Genomic DNA, 21,861 nt, shown 5'->3' with positions numbered 1-21,861 from the left:
TCAACTTTGGGTTGACGATTCACGTTCGTCAACTTACGGTTGACGCATGACGCCTACACCGAACCTGCAGGACCTCGTCAAGTCCGTCCGCGACGAGGTTCCGGACGACGACCCCCTCGGCCAGCTCACGAAGGCGGCCGAGTACTCCGCCGAACTCAACACGCTCGGCGACCGGCTGCTCGACCACTTCGTCTTCCAGTGCCGCCAGGCCGGCATGTCCTGGGCCGAGCTCAGCGGCGCCCTCGGGGTGAGCAAGCAGGCCGCGCACAAGCGGTTCAACACCGGGGGCCCGAACCTCAACCGCTTCACCAAGAAGGCCCAGGCCGTCGCGCAGGGCTCGATCGACCAGGCGCGGGCGCTCGGCCACGCCACGAGCGGCACCGAGCACCTGCTGCTCGCCCTGTTCGAGCCCGAAGACAGCCTGGCCGCGCTCGCCCTGCGGCAACTCGGAGTGAGCCGCGAGGCGGTCCTGGAGCGGGTGCTCGCGCGCACGCCGGGGCAGCCGGAACCGACCGTCGGCGCGATCCCGCGCTCGGCTCATGCCAAGGAGGCGATGCGCGGCGCCCTCGACGAAGCCCTGGATCTCGGCCACAACTACGTCGGCACCGAGCACCTGCTGCTCGGCATCTACCGCGATCCGGCCTACGGCGCCGCGCAGATCCTGACCGGGCTCGGCCAGAACCCGGAGGCGGTTCGCGCCACGCTGCTGGAGGGCCTGAAGCGGATCATCCGGGAGCGCGCGATGCAGCAGTGAGCCGTCTCAGCGGTATCGCTATTCGAGACAAGATTGACCGAAGTATGGACGACCTTGCTAGGGTCGCAGTACCGCGACACCCGACGAAGGAGTCTGCTTCCCATGTCTGAGACGGCCCACTACACCCACGGCCACCACGCCTCGGTGCTGAGCTCGCACACCTGGCGCACGGCGGAGAACTCCGCCGCCTACCTGCTGCCGCACCTGCGTCCGGGGATGACGCTCCTGGACGTGGGCTGCGGCCCGGGCACGATCACCGCCGACCTGGCCAAGCTGGTCTCGCCCGGCCGCGTCGTCGCCCTGGACTACGCGGAGGGCATCCTGGCGCAGGCGCGGGCGACCGCTGCCGAGCAAGGCGTGGCCGACCGCACAGAGTTCGTCACCGGCGACGTGCACGCGCTGGACTTCCCGGACGACACCTTCGACGTCGTGCACGCACACCAGGTGCTGCAGCACGTCGGCGACCCGGTCCGGGCGCTGGCCGAGATGCGCCGGGTCTGCAAGCCGGGCGGCTACGTGGCGGCGCGGGACGGCGATTACGGCGGCTTCTTCTGGTACCCGGAGAACCCGGGTCTCGAGGAGTGGATCCGGCTGTATCGCGAAGTGGCCCGCGCGAACGGGGGCGAGCCGGACGGCGGCCGGCACCTGAAGGCCTGGGCCGCCCGCGCCGGTTTCGACCGCGCGGACATCGTCGCCAGCACGTCCTCGTGGTGCTACAGCACGGACGCCGAGCGCGCCTGGTGGGGCTCGTCGTGGGCGGACCGGGCGACCAAGTCCGAGTTCGCGCGGGTCGCGGTCGAGGGCGGCAGCGCGACGACCGAGGACCTGGAGCGGATCGCCCAGGTCTGGCGGGACTGGGCCGCCGACGAGGACGGCTGGCTGTGCCTGCCGCACGGCGAGATCCTCTGCCGGAAGGCCTGACCCGCGGCCGCGGCGCCCGGCCTGAACACGCGTCAGCCGCCTCCTGCCCGGAATCAAGATCGCCCGGCGCTACCATCGAGTGATCGGACATCCGACGAAGCTGATCGGGCAGGAGGCAATCGCGATGACCATCCCCCAGGCGGTCCCCGCGACCACGTCGCTGGCGCACGCCCTCGCGGCGGGCCCGGTCGTGCTCGACGGCGGGCTGTCGAACCAGCTCGAGGCGCAGGGCGCTGACCTGCGCGACGACCTCTGGTCGGCGCGCCTGCTGGCCGACGATCCGGCGCAGATCACCGCCGCGCACGCCGCCTACTTCGCGGCCGGCGCCCAGCTCGTGATCACCTCCAGCTACCAGGCGAGCTTCCAGGGCTTCGCGACGCGCGGCATCGACCACTCCCACGCCGCCCAGCTGATGCGGCGCAGCGTCGAACTGGCCCGCGACGCCGAGGCAGCCGCCGCCGAGCACGACGACCTGCCATCGCGCGAGCGCTGGGTCGCGGCCTCCGTCGGACCCTACGGCGCGGTGCTGGCGGACGGCTCGGAGTACCGCGGCGGCTACGGCCTGAGCATCGGCGATCTCGAGGCCTTCCACGCGCCCCGCCTGGAAACCCTCGCCGGAGCCCAGCCGGACGTGCTCGCGCTGGAGACCATCCCGGACGCGGACGAGGCCAAGGCCCTGATGAACCTCGTCCGCGGTTCCGGCCTGCCCTGCTGGCTCTCCTTCAGCATCGCCGGCCGCGAGACGCGCGCGGGCCAGCCTCTCGAAGAGGCCTTCGCGACGGTCGCCGAAGTCCCCGAGATCATCGCGGTCGGCGTGAACTGCTGCGCCCCGCAAGACGTGCTCGCCGCGGTCGAGATCGCCGGCTCGGTAACCGGCAAACCGGTCGTCGTCTACCCGAACAGCGGCGAATCCTGGGACGCGCAGACCCGCAGCTGGCACGAGGAGTCCACGTTCGACGCGGGCCTCGTCCGCTCCTGGATCGACGCCGGGGCACGGCTGATCGGCGGCTGCTGCCGAGTCGGCCCGGACGCGATCCGCCAGGTCGCCGCCGTCGTGCGCGCCGCACAGCCCGGCTAGGCCCCACGCAGACAGTCCGACCACGCCGCACGCAGACCGCCAGACCGCCAGACCGATCGCCGACATCGCGCGCCGCCGCGAGCCTGACACGGCTCCACGCAGACGGTCCGACCAGACCGCACGCAGACCGCCATACCGCCAGACCTCCCGACCCCCGCCGACATCGTGCGCGCCGCACAGCCCGACCAGGCCCCACGCAGACCGCCAGACCGCCAGACCGCCAGGACCTCCCGACCCCCGCCGACATCGTGCGCCGCCGCATGTCCGACCGGGCCGCGCGAGCCTGCGCGGGCTAGCAGGACCGCGGCGGCCGGCGGCTAGGCGAACACCCCGTCGAGCCAGGCCTGCCAGGCGGACCTCGCCTCGGCAAGCGGGGTCTTCGGCTCGAAGAGGTGGTGCGCCGCGTCCACGGTCCCGCCGAACGCGTCGCGCCCGTAGAACCGGTAGAGCGCACCCGAGCAGCGCAGCCCGACGAAGTGCTCGGTGAGGTAGTCGACCTCCGACTCGATCCAGCCGAAGTTCGGCACCTCCAGCGAGAGCGGGTCGCCGACCTTGCTCTCCGGACCGAGGCCGAGCGCGGCCTTGAGCACGTCGATCGAACCGGCCTTGGCCGAGGACGGCGGGCCCGCGACGGCCACGTACTCCACCGGCCGACCGGCGAAGTAGCGCACGTATACGCCGAGGCTGTGCAGGTAGAAGTCCGTGTGCGCGCCGACGCCGTCGTACTGGTCCTGCCAGTCGTCCTGCATCAGCACGCCGCTGTGCACGTAGCGGAGGTGCGCGGTACCGCCGTCTCGGGCCTCGATCAGGTAGTCGAGCGCGTTGAAGAAGCCGTCCGGCCCCTCCACGCGGATCTGCACGTGTTCCGGCGGCTGCCAGATCTTCACCTTCGGATCCTCCGGCCCGAGACCGCCGACCGAGGGGACCTCCTCGACGGGGAACATCCACGCGGCGGTCTCCCGGGTCACGGCGGCGAAGATCTGCTCGGGCGTACCCTGGATGACGACTTCGCGGCGGACCTCGAACTGCTTGGACATACGGCTCACTGCTCCTCAGGCTCGGCTACGGACTTGGCTTCAGGAATCCGGCCCGGCCGCCGACCCGGGTCCGGGCGCCGCGGGCGCGGCCGGCGGCTTCAGGCTCGGGTGCAGGGCGACGACGACCCGGTGATCGCGGCCGCCGGGCGCCTTCTCATCGTGGTACTTGGCGACCAGGCGGCGCACCTCGAGGCCGAGTTCCTCGGCGAACAGCGCCCGCTCCGCGGCCGAGGCGAACCGCACCTCGCCGTCGATCGCGAAGGTGGCCAACGGCTTTCCGGCCGCGCGCGAGCCGCGCATCAGCTCCCCCACCTCGCGCAGCATGCGCGCCGCGAGGGCGACCAGCCAGCGGGCGGAGAGGTGGTCCGGGCTCTCCCGCGGATCCGGCGCCAGCTCGGCGAGCACGGCCGGGGAGATGACGAACGAGGCCGCACTGGCCTGCAGCACCCGCTCGAGCATGTTGCCGCGGCGGCGCTCCTCGACCAGCTCCACCAGCCCGTACTGCTCGAGCTCGTGCAGGTGGTAGTTGGCCTTCTGCCTGCTGAGGCCCACCTTCTTCGCGGCGCTGCTGGCCGAGGCCGGCTCGGCGAGCGCGGCCAGCAGCCGCGCACGCACCGGGTCGAGCGCGCTGCGCGCGGCCTCCGGCTCGTTGATGACGGCGATCTCCTGCATGGACCAAGTCTCACTCCGACAAGTTTTCCTGTCAAGGAGGCGCATCTTTTCGGACAGAGGTTGAACCGGAGACACCCGCGAAGCGTGCATCGGGGTGTGAGCACACTGGGGAGCGCGGGACTACTCTCCGCACCGGCTTCCGCGGGTAGTATGGCCGAGCCCAGACAACCCCGGACCGGAGCGGAGCCGTTGAAACGCTCTTTCGGCAGAGCCGCCCGCACGTCCGGCGCCGCGGTCGAGACGCCGGCGCGCGCCGATGAGGAACGCCTTCGGGCGCTCTACGAGCAGTACTCCGGGCCGCTGTTCGGATACGTGCTGCGCCAGATGCACGGCGACCGGCAGGCCGCGGAGGACATCGTCCAGGAGACGCTGCTGCGCGCCTGGACCCACCCGGACGCGCTCGACCCGGACCGCGGATCCGTGCGCGCCTGGCTGTTCGCCGTCGCGCGCAACCTGGTGATCGACTCGGTACGCGCGCGCCAGGCACGGCCGCGCGAGGTCGGCGAGGACCGGCTCGGCGAGGACTGGGCGGGCTCCGTGCCCGATCCGACGGACGACGCCTTCGAGCAGACGCTGGACGCGCTGCAGATGGCCGAGGCGCTCGACGCCCTCAGCGAAGAGCACCGCGCCGTGATCATCGAGACCTACTACCGCGGCTCCTCGGTGGCGGAGGCCGCGAAGACGCTCGGCGTGCCGCCGGGTACGGTGAAATCCCGCACGTACTACGCGTTGCGTGCACTGCGGTCGGCCTTTGCGGAAAGGGGGCTGACGCGATGAACGAGGAAGCACATCCGTGGCGTGAGGAGCTGGGCGCGTATCTGGTGGGCGCCCTGGAGTCCGACGAGGCGGAGCGGATGCGCGCGCATCTGACGCAGTGCCCGGCGTGCCAGGCCGAGTACGCGGCGCTGGCACCCGTGGCGGGCCTGCTCTCGAAGGTCCCGGTGGAGGCCTTCACCTCCTACGCCGAGGCCGACGCGGCGCCGGACCCGGGCATGTGGGAGCGCCTCAGCGCGCGCGCCGGCCTGCTGGGCGTCGCGGAATCGCCGTCAGACGTCCGGCTGCGCGCCAATCCGAGCCTGCCCGGCGGCCAGCGTCCCGGCGGCAGCCCGCGTCCCCCGCAGCCGAGCCCGTCCTCGCGGCCGTCCTCGCGCCGCGCCCGCCGCAGCACGAAGATGCGGCCGGCGACGGCGGCGCTGATCTCCGGCGTGCTGGTGGCCGCCGCGGCCATCGGGATCTACGCCGGAACCCGGCCGAGTTCCGGTGCGCCCGAGGCCGCCGGGATCGAGACGGTCAGCGCGGCGAACAAGGCCGACGGGGTCTCCGGGACTGTGCAGTACCGCTCGACCGAGTGGGGCAGCTGGGTCCAGATCTCGCTCAAGGGCGTCAAGGCCGGCGACGACTGCGTGCTGTACGCGCTGGACGGGCACGGCAACAAGGTCGTCGCGAGCACCTGGTGGGCGCCCGACGCGGTCGGCGCGACGGCGACCATCCCCGGCGGCGTGGCGATGAACGCCTCGGACATCCAGAAGTTCCAGGTCGCCACGACGGCCGGCGACGTGCTGCTGACCGTCCCGACCGCCTGACCGCCGGCCCACCGGGCGCCCGTCTCAACCCTCTGCCGCCGCGACGGCGATCCAGAGGCAGAACGGGTGCCCGTCCGGGTCGAAGTGCACGACGACGTCGTCCTGCGGCTGGAAGTGCGCGACGACGGCGCCGAGCGAGACGGCGTGCTTGCTCGCGGCTTCGAGGTCGTCGACCTCGAAGTCCAGGTGCATCATCATCTGCTGGTCGCTCGCGCTGCCCGGCCAGACCGGGCGCCGGTGGTGCTCCTCGATCTGGAAGGAGAGCCCGGCGCCGCCCTCCGGGTTGCGTACCGTGGCCCACTCCGGCTCGTCGGCGCCGATCTCCCAGCCGAGCAGTTCGGCGTAGAAGCGCGCGAGCGTGCGCGGCGTCGGGGTGCCGATCACGGTGGCGGTGTACTTCACCGACGGGCGGGACATGGGGCCTCCAGCGGCTCGGGTCGGTCTGCTCGGTCGTCTCAGGAAGCGAAGGTAACCGCCGTGACGGCGCCCGCGTCGTCGACCGATTCGGAGGATACCGGGTCGGCCAGACCGAAGCGCGCGCAGCCGAGATGGTGGAACGAGGCGCTGAGCCGGGCCGCGAGGAAGGTGAACAGGTTGATCGCGGCGGCCGCGTCCGGGCTCGGGGCTCCCACGAAGAGGTTCGCGTCGTGCTTGAGCCGCGCGCTCTGGATCGAATCCATGTCCTGACAGTAGACTCGGGGATTCTCCCCGGCCGGCAGCGGCGCCTGGTCCACGCCGACGCGGTAGAGATCGGTCTTCGCGACGCTGCGGGCCCGGCCGACCGTTGTCATAGGGTCGTTGAGCGGCACGAGCGCGGCGGGCCCGGCCTGGTCTGCGTTCGCCTGGATCTCGTCCAGTGCAAGGGACGTGGCCGTGCCGCCGCCGTCGAGGTCGCGCACGGTCCAGGGCGTGCAGCCCAGCGCCGGATCCACGAACTCGTCCAGCAAGGCGTTGTCGCTCGGGTTGGACAGCACGTCGACGTCACGCAATCTCGCGGCGTTGGCAGGGGTGTCCTGCGCCGTCCGGCCGCCGGCGGTGACCAGGTATCGAGTGGTGACGTTGTCGCTCTGGTCCTGGTCGACGATCGAGAAGTCGCGCGTCGTCGGGCAGGGCTGGCCGTCGTTCGCCGTGCCGAGCGCGGGGACCACGAGCTTGTGCTTCGCGATTCCGGTGTTGACCGCGGCGAAGAACGCCTTCGCGTTGCAGTACGCGAACTGCGAGAAGACAGATTCGCCGAGCCCGTTCACGCAGTGGTCGAGCGCAAGGCCCGCCCCTCCCGCAGACCGGATCGTGAGGTTGTTCCCGTTGTAGCCGAACCAGATACCGACCACGGCGTCGGCCGATATCGCCGGGACGCTGGGGGCGAGCGCCGCGCCGTGCCCCGCGTCGACGACGAGCGGGTCGTATACGGAGATCGCTCCGGTGGCCGGATCGTAGATCGCCGCCTGCACGAACGCCGACTGCGCGGGGTTCGACTCGTGGCACGGTCCGGCGGCCGGCGTCGTGGCCGAGAGGATGTACGGGGTCGCCAGGCCGCGAGCCGTGAGAGGCGCGTTCGGGATGGTCAGCGTGCAGTCGAGATCGGGTCCGGCGACCGGCCGGACCGACCGCACGGGCCGCGCCGGCCCATGGACCGGAGGAGCCGCGATCGCCGCCGTGACCCAACCGCCGATCACAAGCGGCAGTGCGGCGGCGATCAGCAGGATCTTATGTCGACGCCAGCGCCAGAGATCGGCGCGGGTCCGGACTTGTGGGGACACAGCATGCTCCTTCGCGGGTCCTGGGGGCGATTGCCCGCCCATGCTGACCCGACCCGGGGAGCCCGGGTGACCGGTTCCGATGATTCGCCAGTGGCGCGCCACCGGGTGCCCGCGCTAGGTCTGCCGCGGCCCGCTGCCCGATTTATTGCCCTCCCGCTGCTAGATCTCGTGCGTCCCGCGGCCGGAACCCCCGCCGTCCCGCCGCTAGATCTCGTGCGTCTCGTTGTCCCTGGCGGAGATCGTCGGGCCGCCGAACGCGGCGGCGGCGCGGGCGGTCGCCGCCTCGATGCCCAGGCTGTACGCGACGTGCGTGACCATCAGCTTCTTGACTCCGGCGTCGCTGGCCATCTGCGCCGCCTCCTCGGGGGTGGAGTGCAGGATGTATTCGGTGCGCTGCTCCGGGGTGTCGAAATCGGCCTCGCAGACGAACAGATCCGCGCCCGCCGCGAGCTCGACGAGGCTCTCGCACGGTGCCGTGTCACCCGAATAGACCAATACGCGACCCTCGTATTCCGCGCGCAGCCCGTACGCCGGCTGCGAGTGCTCGACCCGGCAGACCGACAGCCGCAGGTCGCCGACCCGGCCGCTCCAGTCCTCGGCGATCTCGTGCATCTCGAAGACCTCCGTCACGTCCGTGAAGTGCCCCGCGTGCTCGCCGAAGTACTTCGCGACCCACCCGGGCGGGCCGTAGACCGGGATCGGCGCCTCGAGCCCCAGGCCGCCGTAAGCCAGACCGTAGAACGCCGTCTGCAGGTCGTGGCTGTGGTCGAGGTGCAGGTGCGAGATCCAGATCGCGTCCAGCTCCGCCGGGTTCATGTGCCGCTGCAGGTTCGCGAACGTGCCGAACCCCGCGTCCACCCACACCCGGGCCGCCCCCGCGCGCAGCAGGTAGCCGGAGCAGGCGGCGTCGGGAGCGGGGTACGGGGTGGCCGCGCCGAGCACGGTGAGCGAGAAGGTCATGCCGGTGATGCTACAAGCGGAGCCAGCACTCGAATAGGGATCATCCGGACGGGTACGGGACATGAATCTGTCCGACGGAACGGGAGGCCGGCCATGTCCAAGAAGACCAACAAGCGCAAGGCCAGGCGGCACCGCAAGTCCAACCACGGCCGCCGGCCCGCATAGTTCATATCAATCGGCCGAACGGGGCCGTTCCGCGTCGCGCCTCGGACGGTCGTGGGTCTCGGCGTGCCATGATGCGAGCTGTTGTCGCCGAGTACCTGTCGCCACACAGGTCGGGGCCGCGATCCCGGCGGATCGCGGCCCCGTGCGCGCGACCTTCTACAAGCCCTTCTGTAGCCCTTCTACAACCTGCTCTGCATGGCTACGCGGCCTTCCACAGCCTGCTCTGCATGGCTACGCGGCCTTCTACAACCTGCTCTGCATGGCGATCTGGGCGAGTTCCGGAATGCGCTTCGCGGCGATCCGCGCCGAGATACGCACGCCGGCGATGGCGATCAGCAGCCCGTACGCCGCGCCGCCGACCAGCAGCGCCGTGATCCGCAGGGCCGCCACGACGTGACCGGTCGCGACGACGGCGATGATCATGGGGATGAGCAGCAGCGTCGTCCCGACCAAGCTTCCGCAGCCGATCCCGACGGCGTGCATCGAGTACCCCTCGACCGGCTTCGGCGTCGGATTGCCAGGCCGCTTCTGCACCGGATACGCCAGCACCGCGCTGAAGAGGTTGCTGAACGCCATCCCCGCGCCGAGCCCGGCAAGGTTGATCGACAGCGCGAGCAGGCCTGTGGCCGGATGCCGGGCGTACACGGCCAACGCGGAGAGCAGCACCGCGGAAAGCGGCGCGGCGATCGCCGCGATCACCAGGTTCGATCCGGCGAAGTACGCCCGCATCGCCGTGCGCCCGTCCAGTGCGACGGCGTCGAACCCGAACGCGGATCCGGTCATGCCGAACAGGTTCCCGTGGAAGACGCCGGCGAAGACCGACAGGAAGAACGCGGCACTGAACAGGCCGAACGCGTAATCCGTCCGCAGCGTCTCGAACGACGTGGCCAGTGCGAGCACGACGACCATCCCCCAGAGGATCAGCGACCGCGGCTCGCGGCGCTGATACACCCAGGTCCGTGCCGCGACGGCGCCGGTCAGTCCGCGGTTGCCGAACCGAAGCGACGCGCTGTTGACGGCCGCCGCGTGCGTGGTCGAGTCGACCGTGACCAGGGCGTGCGCCAACTGCTTGATCCACAGCCCGCCGAGCACGACGACGATCGCGGCGAGCAGCAGCAGGCGCAGCAGGCCGGTCAGCGGATGCCCGGTCGACGCGTCGAAGACCGCGTGCGCGGCCAGGCCCGGCGGTGTCCAGCGCAGCCACGCGTCGGCGCCGTCAAGACTCTTCTCGGTGATCTTCCCCTCGGCAGTCAGACGAGGCACGACCTGCACGAACACCTCGTACAGCGCGAAGATCGGCAGGATGAGCAGCGCGGCGAAGTCCTTGCCGCGGCGCGAGCGCAGCAGCCCTGCCAGGGTTGTCGTGACGAAACGGGAGAGCACGATGCAGAACAGGACCTGCAACACGACCGCGACCACCGCGATCAGCACCCCGAGGACGCCGACCGCGAGCCCGACCGTCACACCGAGCAGACCGACGACGTTGGCCAGCGGCCACGCCCCGGTCGCGGATGCCGCGATCAGGCCGAGCGCGAGCGGACGGATGCGCAGCGGGAACAGGGCGAGCGTGCTCGGATCGAGCGTGCTGTCGAGCCCGAACAGGACCAGAGGCAGGACCAGCCAGCCGACCGCGGACGCCGCGAACACGACCGTCGTGACGTCGACGGCCTCCGTTTGACCGCGCAGTACCGCGAGGCCGGCGAACCCGCCGAGCGCGACCGCCGCGGCGGCGACGCTGCTGAACACGAACGAGACGGCCGTCTGCGTGGAGACCTTGAAGGCGTTGAGCAGGAGCCGGATCTTCAGACGGACGAGGAGCCCAACCACGACAGACCCTCCCCGTCATGCGCCCGGACACCCACGAGGTCTATGAACGCCTGATGCAGCGTCCTGCCGTTGCGGACCTCGTCGGTCGTGCCGCTCGCGATGATCCGGCCCTGATCGATGATGGACACCCGGTCGCAGACCTGCTCCACCAGCTCCATGACATGGCTGGAGAACAGCACCGTCGAGCCGCTGCCGACGAAGCGCGTCAGCAGCCTGCGAATCGCCTCGGCGGAGACCGGGTCGACGCCCTCGAGCGGCTCGTCGAGGAAGAGCACCGCGGGATTGTGGATGAGCGCGCTGCCGAGCGCAGCCTTCTTCCGCATGCCGGTTGAGTAGTCGGCGACCAGCCGCCTGGCGTCCGGCGCCAGATCGAGCACGTCCAGCAGCTGCGCGGCCCGGCGCCGTGCCTCGATCGCCGGGATCCCGCGCAGCCGTCCTGCGTACTCCAGCAGCTCCGCGCCGGAGAGCCGCTCGAACAGCCGCACCTCCGCCGGAACCACACCGATCAGCGCCTTCGCGCCGACCGGATCGGCCCACACGTCCACGCCGTTGATCAGAATGCGCCCGAAATCGGGCCTGAGCAGCCCCGTCATCATCGACAACGAGGTGGTCTTACCTGCGCCGTTCGGCCCGACGAGCCCGGCGAACGAGCCGGCTTCGATCGCCAGGTCGATCCCGGCCACCGCCTGCTTCGTGCCGAACCGCTTCCACAGACCTTGGACGGAGATGGCGACCGCGCGCATCTCACCCGCCTTCCTTGACAGATAGGCACACAGTAGGGGAAGTCCGAGACAGTAAGTCACAGAAATGGCGGGGGAAGCCTCTTGTTGCGCACGTCACAGCAATGCTGTACTCACCCGACAGGCCCGCGCGCGACGGGCCTTTCAGATGCGTTGTCGATGACGACGGTGATGTCGGTGGAGATTTCATGAGCGATCAGGTTCAGCAGCGGGAGGCCACGCCCTCCTCGTCAGGCTCGGCCCAGCTGGCGCACGGCGCCCTCAAGGGCGTCGACTCGATCGTGATGGCCGTAGCGGGCACCGCGCCCGGCTACTCGGTCTCGGCGAGTACTGCGGTGCTGGTGGGCGCGGCCGCGCTGGCCGGACCCGCGGCGCTGCTCTGGTGCGGCATCCCGATGCTCGGCATCGCGTTCGCCTTCTCCCACCTCGGCCGCGGCGACGTGAACGCCGGCGCCGCGTACTCGTGGGTGCGCAAGGCGCTGCACCCGCTGCTCGGCTTCATCTCCGGCTGGGCCGTCGTCGTCTCCGCGACGATCTTCATGGTCGCCGCCGCCGTCCCGGCCGGCCAGGCCACGCTCTCGCTGTTCAACGAGAACAAGACGTGGTCCACCGGCACGATCACCGCCGTGGGCGCGATCTGGTTCCTGGTGATGGCCGTGATCGTGGCGGCCGGCGTGGCGATCACCACCAAAGCCCAGTGGATCATGTCAGCGATCGAGGTGGCGGTGCTGATCGTCGTCGGGGTCGCCGCGCTGTTCCACGAGTCCGGACGGCACGGCGCCGCGTTCTCCTGGAGCTGGTTCTCCCCCACCCACTTCGGCGGCGTCTCCGGCTTCGCGGCCGCGGCGCTGGTCGCGGCGTTCTACTACTGGGGCTGGGACGTCACCGCCAACCTCAACGAGGAGTCCAAGCACTCCAAGCTCGCCAACCTCGGCGGCATCATCGGCGTCGTGATCGTGTGGGCGCTGTTCGAGCTCTACACGGTCGACATCAACCTGTTCTTCTCCGGCAGCGACATCCAGAACCAGGGCACGGCCATCTCCACCGCATTGGCGTCGGCCGTCGGCGGGTCGGTCATGGGCAAGCTGATGATCGTCGCCGTGATGCTCTCCACCATCGCGACCCTCGAGACCACGCTCATCCAGGTCTCCCGCTCGCTGTTCGCCATGGGCCGCGACAACACGCTGCCGAAGGCCTTCGGCAAGATCGACGCCAAGCGCCGCACCCCGGTCATCGCGACCGCCGCCGTCACCGTCGTCAGCCTCATCCTGTTCGTCGCCTCCGCCTTCATAGGCTCCATCAGCACGATCATGACCGACGCGATCAACGCCATCGGCCTGCAGATCGCCGTCTACTACTGCCTGGCCGCCCTCGCCGTGACCGTCGCGTACCGCAAGCAGGTCTTCACCTCGCTCTCGAACGCCCTGTTCATCGGCTTCCTCCCGCTGCTCGGCTCCGCCTTCATGGCCTTCACCCTGATCGAGAACCTCAGCGGCAGCGGCCTGACCGCCGGCGCCAAGTGGATCGGCATCGGCGCCCTCGCGCTGGGCCTGATCCCGATGGCCTGGTACGTCACCAAGAAGGTCCCCTACTACCAGCGCAAGGCCCGCCTCGCGTCCGAGGACGAGCTCGAGGGCGAGCTCAACGGCGAAGCTCCCATCGCCGAACTCGCCGCCTGAGCGGTTCGATCCCGGTTCGATCCCGATGCGGTGCCGGGGCGGCGCGGTCGGCCGGTGCCGGAGCGGCGCGGACGGCCGGTACCGGGGCAGCGCGGACGACCGGTGCCGGAGCGGCGCGGACGGCCGGTACCGGAGCGGCGCAGACGGCCGGTGCCGAAGCGGCGCGGACGGCGGCCTAGACTTCTCACATGCCTGAGAACTTGATCGCCGGCCCGCCACCCACCTTCCTGCCCGCCGACCCGCGGGCCCAAGGACTGCTGGACGCCGGGACGCCGCTGAAGGAGGTCGCCGCCTCCTGCCCGGCGTCCTCGCTGGCCTGGGCGCTCCTCGCCGAGCAGGCCCTGGACGCGGGCGAGGCCGTCACGGCGTACGCCTACGCCCGCACCGGCTACCACCGCGGCCTCGACGCGCTGCGCCGCAACGGCTGGAAGGGCCACGGCCCGATCCCGTGGTCCCACGAGCCGAACCAGGGCTTCCTGCGCGCGCTGCGCGCCCTGTCCGAGGCCGCCGGCGAGATCGGCGAGCTCGAGGAGGCCGAGCGCTGCACGTCCTTCCTCTCCGACAGCGACCCGAGCGCCCCGCTCAAGCGCGCATGACACGGGATCCATTTCGAGCTGCGCATGTCACGGGAACCAGGACTAGCGGCGCATGTCGGGACCCAAGACGAGCGGCGCATGTCGGGACCCGAGACGAGCAACGGACGACGCGTGGCCCGCGACGGGCGACCCGCGAGGCGTGCCCCATGTCGAGCCGGTGTATGGGGCGCGACGCACGACACGTAACCCATGACGAGCGACGCGCGAGGGGGCGACGCCCGACTCACGACCCATGCCGAGCGGTGCGTGGGACGCGACGCACGACGCGGGGCGACGCATGAGGCGTGCCCCTATCGAGCGACGCATAACGAGCGCGACGTTGCGCGCATGCATGGCCTGCCTCGGCCCGACCCGTCAGCCGAGGCTACGAGCGTGCCAGCGCACGCTCAGCGCACAGGCGCCCATGCCGTGCCGTGCGCCGTCCACCAGTCCGCTACCTACGAGGCCTGCTTACGTGTCCTGCACCTGTTGCGGCGTGACGAGACCGCTCTCGTACGCCGCGACAACCGCCTGGGCCCGGTCGCGCAGCTGCAGCTTCGCGAGGATGCGGGCGACGTGCGTCTTGACCGTCGCCTCGCTCAGATGCAGCTCCGTGGCCAGCTCAGCGTTGCTCAGCCCGCGCGCGAGCAGTCGGAAGACCTCGAGCTCCCGCGCCGTGAGCGCGGACAGCTCGCCGTGCTTCGTGCGAATCCTGGCCGAGGCGGGCTCGCGGATTCTGGCCGAGGCGGGCTCGGCGGCGGGTGCGGGCGCGGCGAACTTCTCGACCAGCCGCCGGGTGATCGCCGGCGCGAGCAGCGCGTCGCCGGAACGCACCAGCCGCACTGCGTTGGTCAGGTGCTCCGGCGTCACGTCCTTGAGCAGGAAGCCGCTGGCCCCGGCCGCCAACGCGTCGTAGACGTACTGGTCCAGGTCGAACGTCGTCAGGATGATGACCCGCGGCGCCGTCGAGTCCGCTTCCTGCGGCTCGCCGAGAATACGCCGCGTGGCCTCGAGCCCGTCGAGCACCGGCATGCGGATGTCCATGAGCACGACATCGGGCTGCGTGCGCTGCACGGCCTCGATCGCCGCGATGCCGTCCGCCGCCTCGGCCACCACGTCAATCCCGTCGGCCGCGAGGATCATCCGGAAGCCGGTGCGCACCAGCTGTTGGTCGTCCGCCACCACCACCCGCAGGCTCTCATCCCCGGGCCGGGCGTCTTCCACCATCTCTTTCACCGGCCGGGCGTCTTCCACCCTCGCTGTCACGGGCCCGGCATCCTCCACCACCGCTGTCACCGGCCGGGCGCCTTCCGCCACTTCATTCACGGACCGGGCATCCTCCACAACCGCTGTCACCGGCCGGGCATCCTCCACCACCTCACTCATGCGGCGTCCTCCGCCGGAAGGGGCAACTCCACCTGCACACGATATCCGCCGCTCGGCCGCGGCCCCGCCTGCACCGTCCCGCCGTGCACCGCGACGCGTTCGCGCAAACCGATCAGGCCTCTGCCATTGCCGCCGGCCGCGCCCGCACCGGGCACGCCTCCGGAGTCGGCGATGTCCAGGCTCAGCCGCGCCGGCTCGTAGTCCACGAGGATGTCCACGTTGGCGCCCGAGGCGTGCTTGACCGTGTTGGTCAGCGCCTCCTGCACCACGCGGTACGCGGTGAGGTCGAGCCCGGGCGGCAGCGTGCGTGGCCGGCCGAGCACCCGGTAGGCGATCGGCACGCCCGTCGCGCGTATTCGGGTGACCAGCGGCTCCAACTGGTCCAGCCCCGGCTGCGGCGCGAGTTGGTGCTGCTCGTGCGTCGAGTCCGTCAGCAAGCCCATCACCTGGCGCAGCTCCGCCATCGCCGCCCGCCCCGCGGACTCTACCTCCAGCAACGCGTTCGTTGCCTGCTCCGGATCGCGTTGCAGCGTCTTACGCGCCGCGCCGGCCATGACAACCATGACGCTCACGTTGTGCGTCACCACGTCATGCAGTTCGCGCGCGATGCGAGACCGCTCAGCCTCCACCGCCAACCGGATCGCCTCCCGCTCCTTCTCCTCCCGGGTCCGCTTGAGCGCCGCCACGTCGCGCGTGGCCTGTCTTCGTACCTCGGATCCGTACAGCCCGATCCCGATCGCCAACGGTACGGCGACCATGAAGACGAGTTGCCTGTTCCCGGGAATGAGGTTGATGTATCCGTGCCTGATGAGCTGCACGGGGACGAGTACCAGCACCGCGAGCATGACCCGGCGGTACGGGCTGTACACCGCTGCCGAGTACGCGGCTATCAGGACCCCGAAGCCGACCATGACGAACGGCGCAGGGGTGAAGTTCATCCCCATCAGCAGCAGGCCAAGGCCTACGAGCGGGTAGCGCCGCCGGATCGCCAGAGCCACTAGGACGAGGACTGCGATGCCGATCATCGTGCCCTTCGCCACGAAGCCCTGCTGGTATCCCAGGACGTTGACCGTGTACGCGCGCTCCGGCTTCAGCGGCAACGCGAGGCAGAACGCGAGCAGCAGGTCGAACAGCAGCTCGAGCCTGCTCGGCCGGGGCGCTGGCCCGGCCGGCCGGATCCAGGCAGCCCGACCGGCCGGCCCGGCGGCCTCTTCGTCACGTGTCAACCATTTCACGCTTCCCATTCTGAGCAGCGCTTCCGCGACCGCGCATCGGTCGGGAGGGCCATCTTTCCGCGCGAATTCGAGCTACATCGCTCGGATGATGCCGAGCGCGTTCAGTGAAACGGAGTAACGGCAAGGCGATCAGCCGAGCGCGGCGATCCGGATGCCCAGCAGGATCATCGTGACCGCGATCGCGCTGTCCAGCACTCGCCAGGCGAGCGGCTTCGCGAACAGGGGACGGGCGAGTCTCGCGCCGAAGCCCAGACCGCAGAACCACAGCACGCTGCCCATCCCCGCACCGATCGCGAACAGCCAGCGGTGCGTCCCGTAACCGGCGGCGACCGACCCGAGCAGCAGGACCGTGTCGAGGTAGACGTGCGGGTTGAGCCACGTCAGACCCATGCAGGTCAGAACACTGCCACGCATCGACGTGTCCGGTGACCCGTCTCCGTCATCCGCTCGCATCGACGCTGGCCGCAGTGCACGTCGCGCCGCGAGCACGCCGTACGCCACCAGAAACGCCGCACCTGCCCACGCGACCGCCGTCAGCACGCCGGGACGCAACTCCACCAACGCGCCGAGTCCGGCGACGCCCGCGGCTATGAGCACGAGATCCGAAAGCACGCACACGGTCACGATCGCGGGAACGTGCTTCCGGCGCAGTCCCTGACGCAAGACGAAGGTGTTCTGCGCACCGATGGCGACGATCAGAGACAGGCCGGTGCCGAGGCCGGCGACCAGGGTGAGGAGGTCTTGACGCATATCGCGACCGTAATCGGAGAGCAAGACGACAGTACAGCTAATGTTTCTTCGATACCATTAGAGATCATGATGCAAGAGCTCCCGCTCGATCAGGTCCGCACGCTGCTCGCCGCCGTGGACGAGGGCACCTTCGATGCCGCTGCTGCCGCGCTGCACGTCACGCCGTCCGCCGTGAGCCAGCGGGTGAAGGCGCTGGAGCAGCGGATCGGCCGCGTGCTACTGACCCGCACGAAGCCGATCGCGCTCACGGACTCCGGCGAAGTGCTGGTGCGCTACGCCCGCCAACTTGTTCGGCTTGAAGCAGACGCCGCCGCCGAACTCGGTCTCGACGCCGAGCAGCAGGCCCCCACGACGATCGCTGTCGCCGTCAACGCAGACTCGCTCTCCACCTGGTTCCTCGACGCGCTCACCCGGATTCCGGCCTCGCTGCGCGTCGGCTTCGAACTGCTCCGCGAGGACGAGGCGCACACCGCGGCGCTTCTCCGACGCGGACGCGTCGCCGCCGCGGTGACCCGGGACGCGACCGCCGTAACCGGCTGCCGCGTCACCAAACTCGGCGTCATGCGCTACCGCGCTTCGGCGAGTCCGGCGTTTGTCGAGCGCTGGCTGTCCACCGGACCGGTCGAGCGGACGCTGCCCGCCGCGCCGGTGCTGGTCTTCGACCGGAACGACGAACTGCAGGACCGATTCCTCAGCACTCTGGCAGGTCGGCCGCCGAGCCGCGAACAGATCCGGCACCTCATTCCGACCTCCGAAGCCTTCCTCGGCGCAGTCGCCCGCGGCATCGGCTGGGGCATGATCCCCGACGAGCAGGCCGCGCTACTGCCGGAAGGCGCGCTGGTCGAGGTGGCGCCCGGGCACTCGGTCGATGTGCCGCTCTACTGGCAGCAGTGGAAGCTCGATTCGCCCGCTCTCAAGGCTTTGTCCGACGCCGTCGTCTCGGCAGCGCAGGTCATCGGCCGTAAGCTGGCGCAATGACAGAACCGCACGCCGTGCACCCCTCCGCAGACTCGATGCTCGCCGTCGCCCGCGAGCAGGCCCGCCTCGGACTCGCCGAGGGCGGAATCCCGATCGGCGCCGCCCTCTTCCACAAGGACGGCACGCTGCTCGGCGCTGGCCGCAACCGCCGGGTCCAGGACGACGACCCGTCAATGCACGCTGAGACTTCGGCGTTCCGCGCCGCCGGACGGCTTCGCGGCTACCAGGACACGATCATGGTGACCACGCTCTCGCCGTGCTGGTACTGCTCAGGTCTAGTACGCCAGTTCAACATCGGACAGGTCGTGATCGGCGAGGCGACGACGTTCTACGGCGGGCACGATTGGCTGGCCGAGAACGGCGTCGGTATCACCCTGCTGAACGATGCCGAATGCATCAGCCTGATGCGCGACTTCATCGCCGCGCGCCCCGACCTCTGGTACGAGGACATCGGCGAGTAACGCACGCGGCGATCTCGCGCCGCCGCGGCCGGAGCGGGCCGGCTACTCCCCCAGCGCCTCGTCCGCTTCGGTCGCGTAGAACATCGCCAGCAGATTCGCATGCACGATGTCCCCTTCTGTCGTATTCGGATGGCTGTTGAACTCCTCCACGAGGGCGTGGAAGCGCTCGGCGAACTCAGCCGCCCGCTCGCGCGGCACCCGGAAATCGGAGATCGAACCGACCGAGCGGACATACGGCGGATTTTCGAGGCTGTCCAAAGAACGCACGTGCGTCCGCCCCGCCTGCAACGCGGCTTCGTAGCGGCCGAAATACTCGTTGACGCCCGCACCGACGAGCTCGACGAGTTCCTCCGAGAGCGCCGACCGGTCCAACATCGAGCGCTCGGGGTTCACGCCCCAGCCCTTCTGGGCGACGCGGTAGTGCTGTTCGACGATGCCGCCGACCAGGCGCAGCTCAGCAACCTGGATCAGGTTCACGGCCAGCAGCTGCTTCATGTGCCGATACAGCTTCGTGGTCGGCTCACCCAGCTCCTCAGCGAGCTGCTTCACGGTCATGATGCGCGCCTTCACGTGCACGTTTCGACCTAGAGCGCGCATAATCCGCTGCCGCAGCGGATCGGCGAGCGCCTTCATCGTCGCGGCGTCGTCGATCTGACGGAACTCGATCAGCTCGGGCAGCGGCTGCGGACCGAGGGGCAACGCCGCCTCGAGCTCGGTCTCAGCCGCCGACTCCGTCTCCTCCTTCTTCGCCATGCCAACAATGATACACGAGCTCGTGACCATTCTGCTTGACAGCATCATTCACGTATGTGTGAATAATGGACGAGGCGCAAACAGTGGCGCCGCACGACGAGGGGCAGGGGCAGATGACGACCATGACCGAGCCGGCAAGCAGTCCGGAAATCAGTACCGATCCGCGCTCCGCGAGACCCGAACCGCCGATGCGCGCCAACCACGCGCTGCACACGGTCTACGCCGGGAGCTTCACCGCGTTCCTCGGCCTCACGATGGCCGAGGTCGTCTATCCGCTCTTGGTGCTCGGCTTCACCGGAAAGCCGCTGCTCGCCGGCCTTTTCGGCACGGTCCAGTTCACGGCGCTGCTGCTCGCCTCGGTGCCGGCCGGGAACTTCGTGGACCGGCACGACCGTCGACTCATCCTCATCGTGAGCGAGAGCATCCGCGCCGGCCTGGCGACGGTGCTCGCGGTATCCCTGGCCAGCGGTCATGTCTGGCTCATCGAGATCTACCTCAGCGCCGCGATCCTGGGTATCTGCCAGCCGCTGAGCGGGGTCAGGACCCTGGCGCTCCGCTCGGTCGCTCCCGCATCACAGCTGACCAGGGCGCTATCGGTCCAGCAGGCGGTGAGCAGCATCGCACAGCTGATCGGCCCGGCAGTCGGGACGGTGCTGTACGCCGTCAACCGTTCGCTGCCCTTCGTCGCCGTCGCCATCGGCATGGGCGTCTCCGTGCTCTGCGCCGTCGTGGTGCGCTTCGACTCGAAGCCGCAGCTCACCGGCACTGACTTCCCCGCAGCCACCGATTCCCCCGCAGAATCCGACGCGAGGGCCGCCAAGCGCGAGTCCGAGAGCCCCCTCGCCGGGCTGCGCATCATCTGGGGTAATCCCGTAATGCGCGGCACGATGCTCTTCATCATGCTGATCAACCTGATCGGCGTACCGCTCGACCTCGTCCTGATCATGCTCGCCAAGCACGAAAACGTACCGACGCACTACATCGGTCTGATCCTCGCCGCCTTCGCCGGTGGCGGCATCATAGGCGCGCCCTGCATACCCAAGCTCTACAAGATCCTGCACCCCGGCCAACTGCTCATCGTCTTCGGCGCCCTGATGACGATCGCACTGACGATGACCGCCCTGTTCCAGTTCGGCGGCTTCTGGATGGCAGGGTGGCTGGCGGCGATCGGCTTCGCGGTACCCGCTGCACAGGTGCTGGTCGACGTCCTCATCCTCCAGCAAGTCCCCGACCATCAGCGCGGACGCGTGTTGACAGCCGTGATGACTCTCGCAGGGCTCGGGATGCCCCTTGGCGCGGCCTTCGGCGGCAGCGTGCTGCAGATCGCTGCCCCCTCGACGGTTCTGTGCGGCGCAGCAGTGGCGATGGCGGGTATCGCAATCTTCGCGGCCTCGCAGCGATCCCTGCGCACCGCCAAGTGGCCCTCAGCGAACTGAGCCCTGATCATGGTCCTCGCTCAGACTCGCCAGCAGCCGCAAGACCAGACGCGACGCCCCGGAGAGCCCTCCCTACATGCGCACGATCCACGCATCCGCACGCTGCGACGCCCCGCCACCCATACCATCCGATCCCTCGCCCGACCCCCTCCCCATCAGGCCTCGCCGCTCCTCCCGCCTCAGCGCCGCGGCGGACCGGCGAGAATCCGCTCACGTACCTCCTCAAGCCGCACAGCCTCGTCCGCAGACCGCTGCCAACGCGTCTCGAGCCACCACGTACACCCGACGTCCGCACGCGACGCCACGTGCTCACGCGCAGCAGCCGCGTCATCCGCCGCAGTCTCGCCCTCCGCAATGATGTCGATGTCCGCACGCGCCCCGTGGTCCAACAGCCAGGTCTTCATCTCACGCGCGTCCGAGGTCGTCGACTCGCGGCCATCGAGGTGGTACTCGGGTACCACTCCCTCGCACCGCGCAGCACGACGCATCGACCGCGGCCGCGGCCAGGCGCCGACGACCCAGATCGGCACTGGCCGCTGCACTGGAAGCCCCATTTCGACGATGCCGCCGACCACTCCGGCACCGAACTCGTAATACTTCCCGCTGTACGTGCGCCCGCCCGACCAGAGCGTGCGCATCAGGTCGATCCCCTCGTCCATCCGCTCTGCCCGCTCGCGCCGATCGGTCACCTCCGCGGTGCCCATCAGCATTTCGGTCGCCCCAAGCCCGACGGTGACGATAGCGCGTCCGCCGGACAGCTGATCGACCGTCGCCACCTGCCCGGCCAATTTCCACGGCCGACGCCACGGCAGCGGCGAAAGCAGCGTCCCCAGCCGGATCCGCGACGTGCGCACCGCCATCCCCGCCAGCAGGGACCACGCGTCCACCCCGTACGCCACCTCGCAAATGAAGACCCCGTCCCAACCGCGCTCCTCCGCCAGCAGGCCCAACTCAAGCTGCTGCGTAGCTGTACCGCCCGGAAGGATCACGCCGCACCGCATCGCTCCGCTCATGCCCTCGACGCTAACCGGACCCTCCGACACCCGCACGCGAAATCGCCCCACGCAGTTCCCCACCAAAGCTCCCAGCTCAACCCCCGCCAGCCCAATCC

At 70.0% G+C, this 21,861-nt stretch carries 22 protein-coding genes; 10 read left to right on the top strand and 12 right to left on the bottom strand.

Annotated elements, in window-relative coordinates; all coding sequences use genetic code 11:
* The first annotated feature begins 46 nt into the window (after window positions 1-46).
* The 3 genes from KDK95_RS21690 (at window position 47) to mmuM (ending at window position 2,753) form a co-directional block, all read left to right on the top strand.
* Window positions 47-754, top strand: coding sequence for a Clp protease N-terminal domain-containing protein (locus tag KDK95_RS21690; RefSeq protein WP_212520075.1), 708 nt, complete (start codon window positions 47-49; stop codon window positions 752-754).
* Between the two features lie 102 nt (window positions 755-856).
* On the top strand, window positions 857-1,675 hold the full coding sequence (locus tag KDK95_RS21685; RefSeq protein ID WP_212520074.1) for a methyltransferase domain-containing protein: 819 nt from the start codon (window positions 857-859) through the stop codon (window positions 1,673-1,675).
* Between the two features lie 124 nt (window positions 1,676-1,799).
* Complete coding sequence (gene mmuM / locus KDK95_RS21680) at window positions 1,800-2,753, top strand: homocysteine S-methyltransferase (protein WP_212520073.1); 954 nt, start codon at window positions 1,800-1,802, stop codon at window positions 2,751-2,753.
* Between the two features lie 317 nt (window positions 2,754-3,070).
* On the opposite strand, the gene KDK95_RS21675 is transcribed toward mmuM, so the two are convergent.
* Window positions 3,071-3,790, bottom strand: a complete 720-nt coding sequence (locus KDK95_RS21675; RefSeq protein ID WP_212520072.1) for an SRPBCC family protein — start codon at window positions 3,788-3,790, stop codon at window positions 3,071-3,073.
* A gap of 39 nt (window positions 3,791-3,829) precedes the next feature.
* The gene (locus KDK95_RS21670; protein WP_212520071.1) at window positions 3,830-4,462 is read right to left on the bottom strand and encodes a helix-turn-helix domain-containing protein; all 633 of its coding nucleotides are present in this window, start codon (window positions 4,460-4,462) and stop codon (window positions 3,830-3,832) included.
* Between the two features lie 189 nt (window positions 4,463-4,651).
* On the opposite strand from KDK95_RS21670, the gene KDK95_RS21665 reads away from it, so the two are divergent.
* Both KDK95_RS21665 and KDK95_RS21660 read left to right on the top strand, forming a co-directional pair.
* A complete protein-coding gene (locus KDK95_RS21665; protein ID WP_249161668.1) occupies window positions 4,652-5,239 on the top strand; it encodes a sigma-70 family RNA polymerase sigma factor in 588 nt (195 codons plus the stop codon).
* Complete coding sequence (locus tag KDK95_RS21660) at window positions 5,236-6,045, top strand: anti-sigma factor family protein (RefSeq protein WP_212520069.1); 810 nt, start codon at window positions 5,236-5,238, stop codon at window positions 6,043-6,045. The genes KDK95_RS21665 and KDK95_RS21660 overlap by 4 nt, the downstream gene beginning before the upstream one ends.
* Before the next feature lie 24 nt (window positions 6,046-6,069).
* Here KDK95_RS21660 and KDK95_RS21655 read toward each other — a convergent pair whose 3' ends face one another.
* The 5 genes from KDK95_RS21655 to KDK95_RS21635 all read right to left on the bottom strand — a co-directional run bounded on the left by KDK95_RS21655 (window position 6,070) and on the right by KDK95_RS21635 (window position 11,500).
* Window positions 6,070-6,462 carry a VOC family protein gene (locus KDK95_RS21655; protein WP_249161667.1) on the bottom strand — a complete coding sequence of 131 codons (393 nt, stop codon included), beginning with the start codon at window positions 6,460-6,462 and terminating at the stop codon, window positions 6,070-6,072.
* 38 nt (window positions 6,463-6,500) lie between these two features.
* Entirely contained in the window at window positions 6,501-7,805 is a 1,305-nt protein-coding gene (locus KDK95_RS21650; RefSeq protein ID WP_212520068.1) for a hypothetical protein, read from the bottom strand.
* A 204-nt stretch (window positions 7,806-8,009) separates the two neighbouring features.
* The gene (locus KDK95_RS21645; RefSeq protein WP_212520067.1) at window positions 8,010-8,765 is read right to left on the bottom strand and encodes an MBL fold metallo-hydrolase; all 756 of its coding nucleotides are present in this window, start codon (window positions 8,763-8,765) and stop codon (window positions 8,010-8,012) included.
* Between the two features lie 408 nt (window positions 8,766-9,173).
* A complete protein-coding gene (locus KDK95_RS21640; RefSeq protein ID WP_212520066.1) occupies window positions 9,174-10,757 on the bottom strand; it encodes a hypothetical protein in 1,584 nt (527 codons plus the stop codon).
* The gene (locus tag KDK95_RS21635) at window positions 10,733-11,500 is read right to left on the bottom strand and encodes an ABC transporter ATP-binding protein (RefSeq protein ID WP_212520065.1); all 768 of its coding nucleotides are present in this window, start codon (window positions 11,498-11,500) and stop codon (window positions 10,733-10,735) included. The genes KDK95_RS21640 and KDK95_RS21635 overlap by 25 nt, the downstream gene beginning before the upstream one ends.
* A gap of 185 nt (window positions 11,501-11,685) precedes the next feature.
* On the opposite strand from KDK95_RS21635, the gene KDK95_RS21630 reads away from it, so the two are divergent.
* Together KDK95_RS21630 and KDK95_RS21625 are read left to right on the top strand one after the other, a co-directional pair.
* Window positions 11,686-13,176, top strand: a complete 1,491-nt coding sequence (locus KDK95_RS21630) for an APC family permease (protein ID WP_212520064.1) — start codon at window positions 11,686-11,688, stop codon at window positions 13,174-13,176.
* Window positions 13,177-13,364: 188 nt separating this feature from the next.
* Complete coding sequence (locus KDK95_RS21625) at window positions 13,365-13,772, top strand: DUF3151 domain-containing protein (RefSeq protein WP_212520063.1); 408 nt, start codon at window positions 13,365-13,367, stop codon at window positions 13,770-13,772.
* 450 nt (window positions 13,773-14,222) lie between these two features.
* On the opposite strand, the gene KDK95_RS21620 is transcribed toward KDK95_RS21625, so the two are convergent.
* From KDK95_RS21620 to KDK95_RS21610, 3 genes are all read right to left on the bottom strand, one after another.
* On the bottom strand, window positions 14,223-14,978 hold the full coding sequence (locus KDK95_RS21620; RefSeq protein ID WP_212520093.1) for a response regulator transcription factor: 756 nt from the start codon (window positions 14,976-14,978) through the stop codon (window positions 14,223-14,225).
* A 155-nt stretch (window positions 14,979-15,133) separates the two neighbouring features.
* Window positions 15,134-16,372: a sensor histidine kinase gene (locus tag KDK95_RS21615; protein WP_212520062.1), complete on the bottom strand. Its 1,239-nt coding sequence runs from the start codon at window positions 16,370-16,372 to the stop codon at window positions 15,134-15,136.
* 129 nt (window positions 16,373-16,501) lie between these two features.
* Window positions 16,502-17,122 carry a LysE/ArgO family amino acid transporter gene (locus tag KDK95_RS21610; RefSeq protein WP_212520061.1) on the bottom strand — a complete coding sequence of 207 codons (621 nt, stop codon included), beginning with the start codon at window positions 17,120-17,122 and terminating at the stop codon, window positions 16,502-16,504.
* Between the two features lie 66 nt (window positions 17,123-17,188).
* Between KDK95_RS21610 and KDK95_RS21605 the strand changes: the two genes are divergently transcribed.
* Both KDK95_RS21605 and KDK95_RS21600 read left to right on the top strand, forming a co-directional pair.
* Window positions 17,189-18,100, top strand: coding sequence for a LysR family transcriptional regulator ArgP (locus tag KDK95_RS21605; RefSeq protein ID WP_212520060.1), 912 nt, complete (start codon window positions 17,189-17,191; stop codon window positions 18,098-18,100).
* Complete coding sequence (locus tag KDK95_RS21600) at window positions 18,097-18,561, top strand: nucleoside deaminase (RefSeq protein WP_212520059.1); 465 nt, start codon at window positions 18,097-18,099, stop codon at window positions 18,559-18,561. The genes KDK95_RS21605 and KDK95_RS21600 overlap by 4 nt, the downstream gene beginning before the upstream one ends.
* 42 nt (window positions 18,562-18,603) lie before the next feature.
* Here the strand turns inward: KDK95_RS21600 and KDK95_RS21595 are convergent, their stop codons facing one another.
* The gene (locus KDK95_RS21595; protein ID WP_212520058.1) at window positions 18,604-19,314 is read right to left on the bottom strand and encodes a helix-turn-helix domain-containing protein; all 711 of its coding nucleotides are present in this window, start codon (window positions 19,312-19,314) and stop codon (window positions 18,604-18,606) included.
* A gap of 113 nt (window positions 19,315-19,427) precedes the next feature.
* On the opposite strand from KDK95_RS21595, the gene KDK95_RS21590 reads away from it, so the two are divergent.
* Complete coding sequence (locus KDK95_RS21590; RefSeq protein ID WP_212520057.1) at window positions 19,428-20,750, top strand: MFS transporter; 1,323 nt, start codon at window positions 19,428-19,430, stop codon at window positions 20,748-20,750.
* Between the two features lie 179 nt (window positions 20,751-20,929).
* Here the strand turns inward: KDK95_RS21590 and KDK95_RS21585 are convergent.
* The coding region (locus KDK95_RS21585) for an LLM class flavin-dependent oxidoreductase (protein WP_212520056.1) at window positions 20,930-21,861 on the bottom strand (932 nt) is incomplete at its 5' end.

The sequence above is a fragment of the Actinospica acidithermotolerans genome (genome assembly GCF_018139625.1).
Taxonomy (GTDB): domain Bacteria; phylum Actinomycetota; class Actinomycetes; order Streptomycetales; family Catenulisporaceae; genus Actinospica; species Actinospica acidithermotolerans.
The sequence above is the reverse complement of the archived record's forward strand: the minus strand, read 5'-3'. Positions and strand labels throughout refer to the sequence as shown.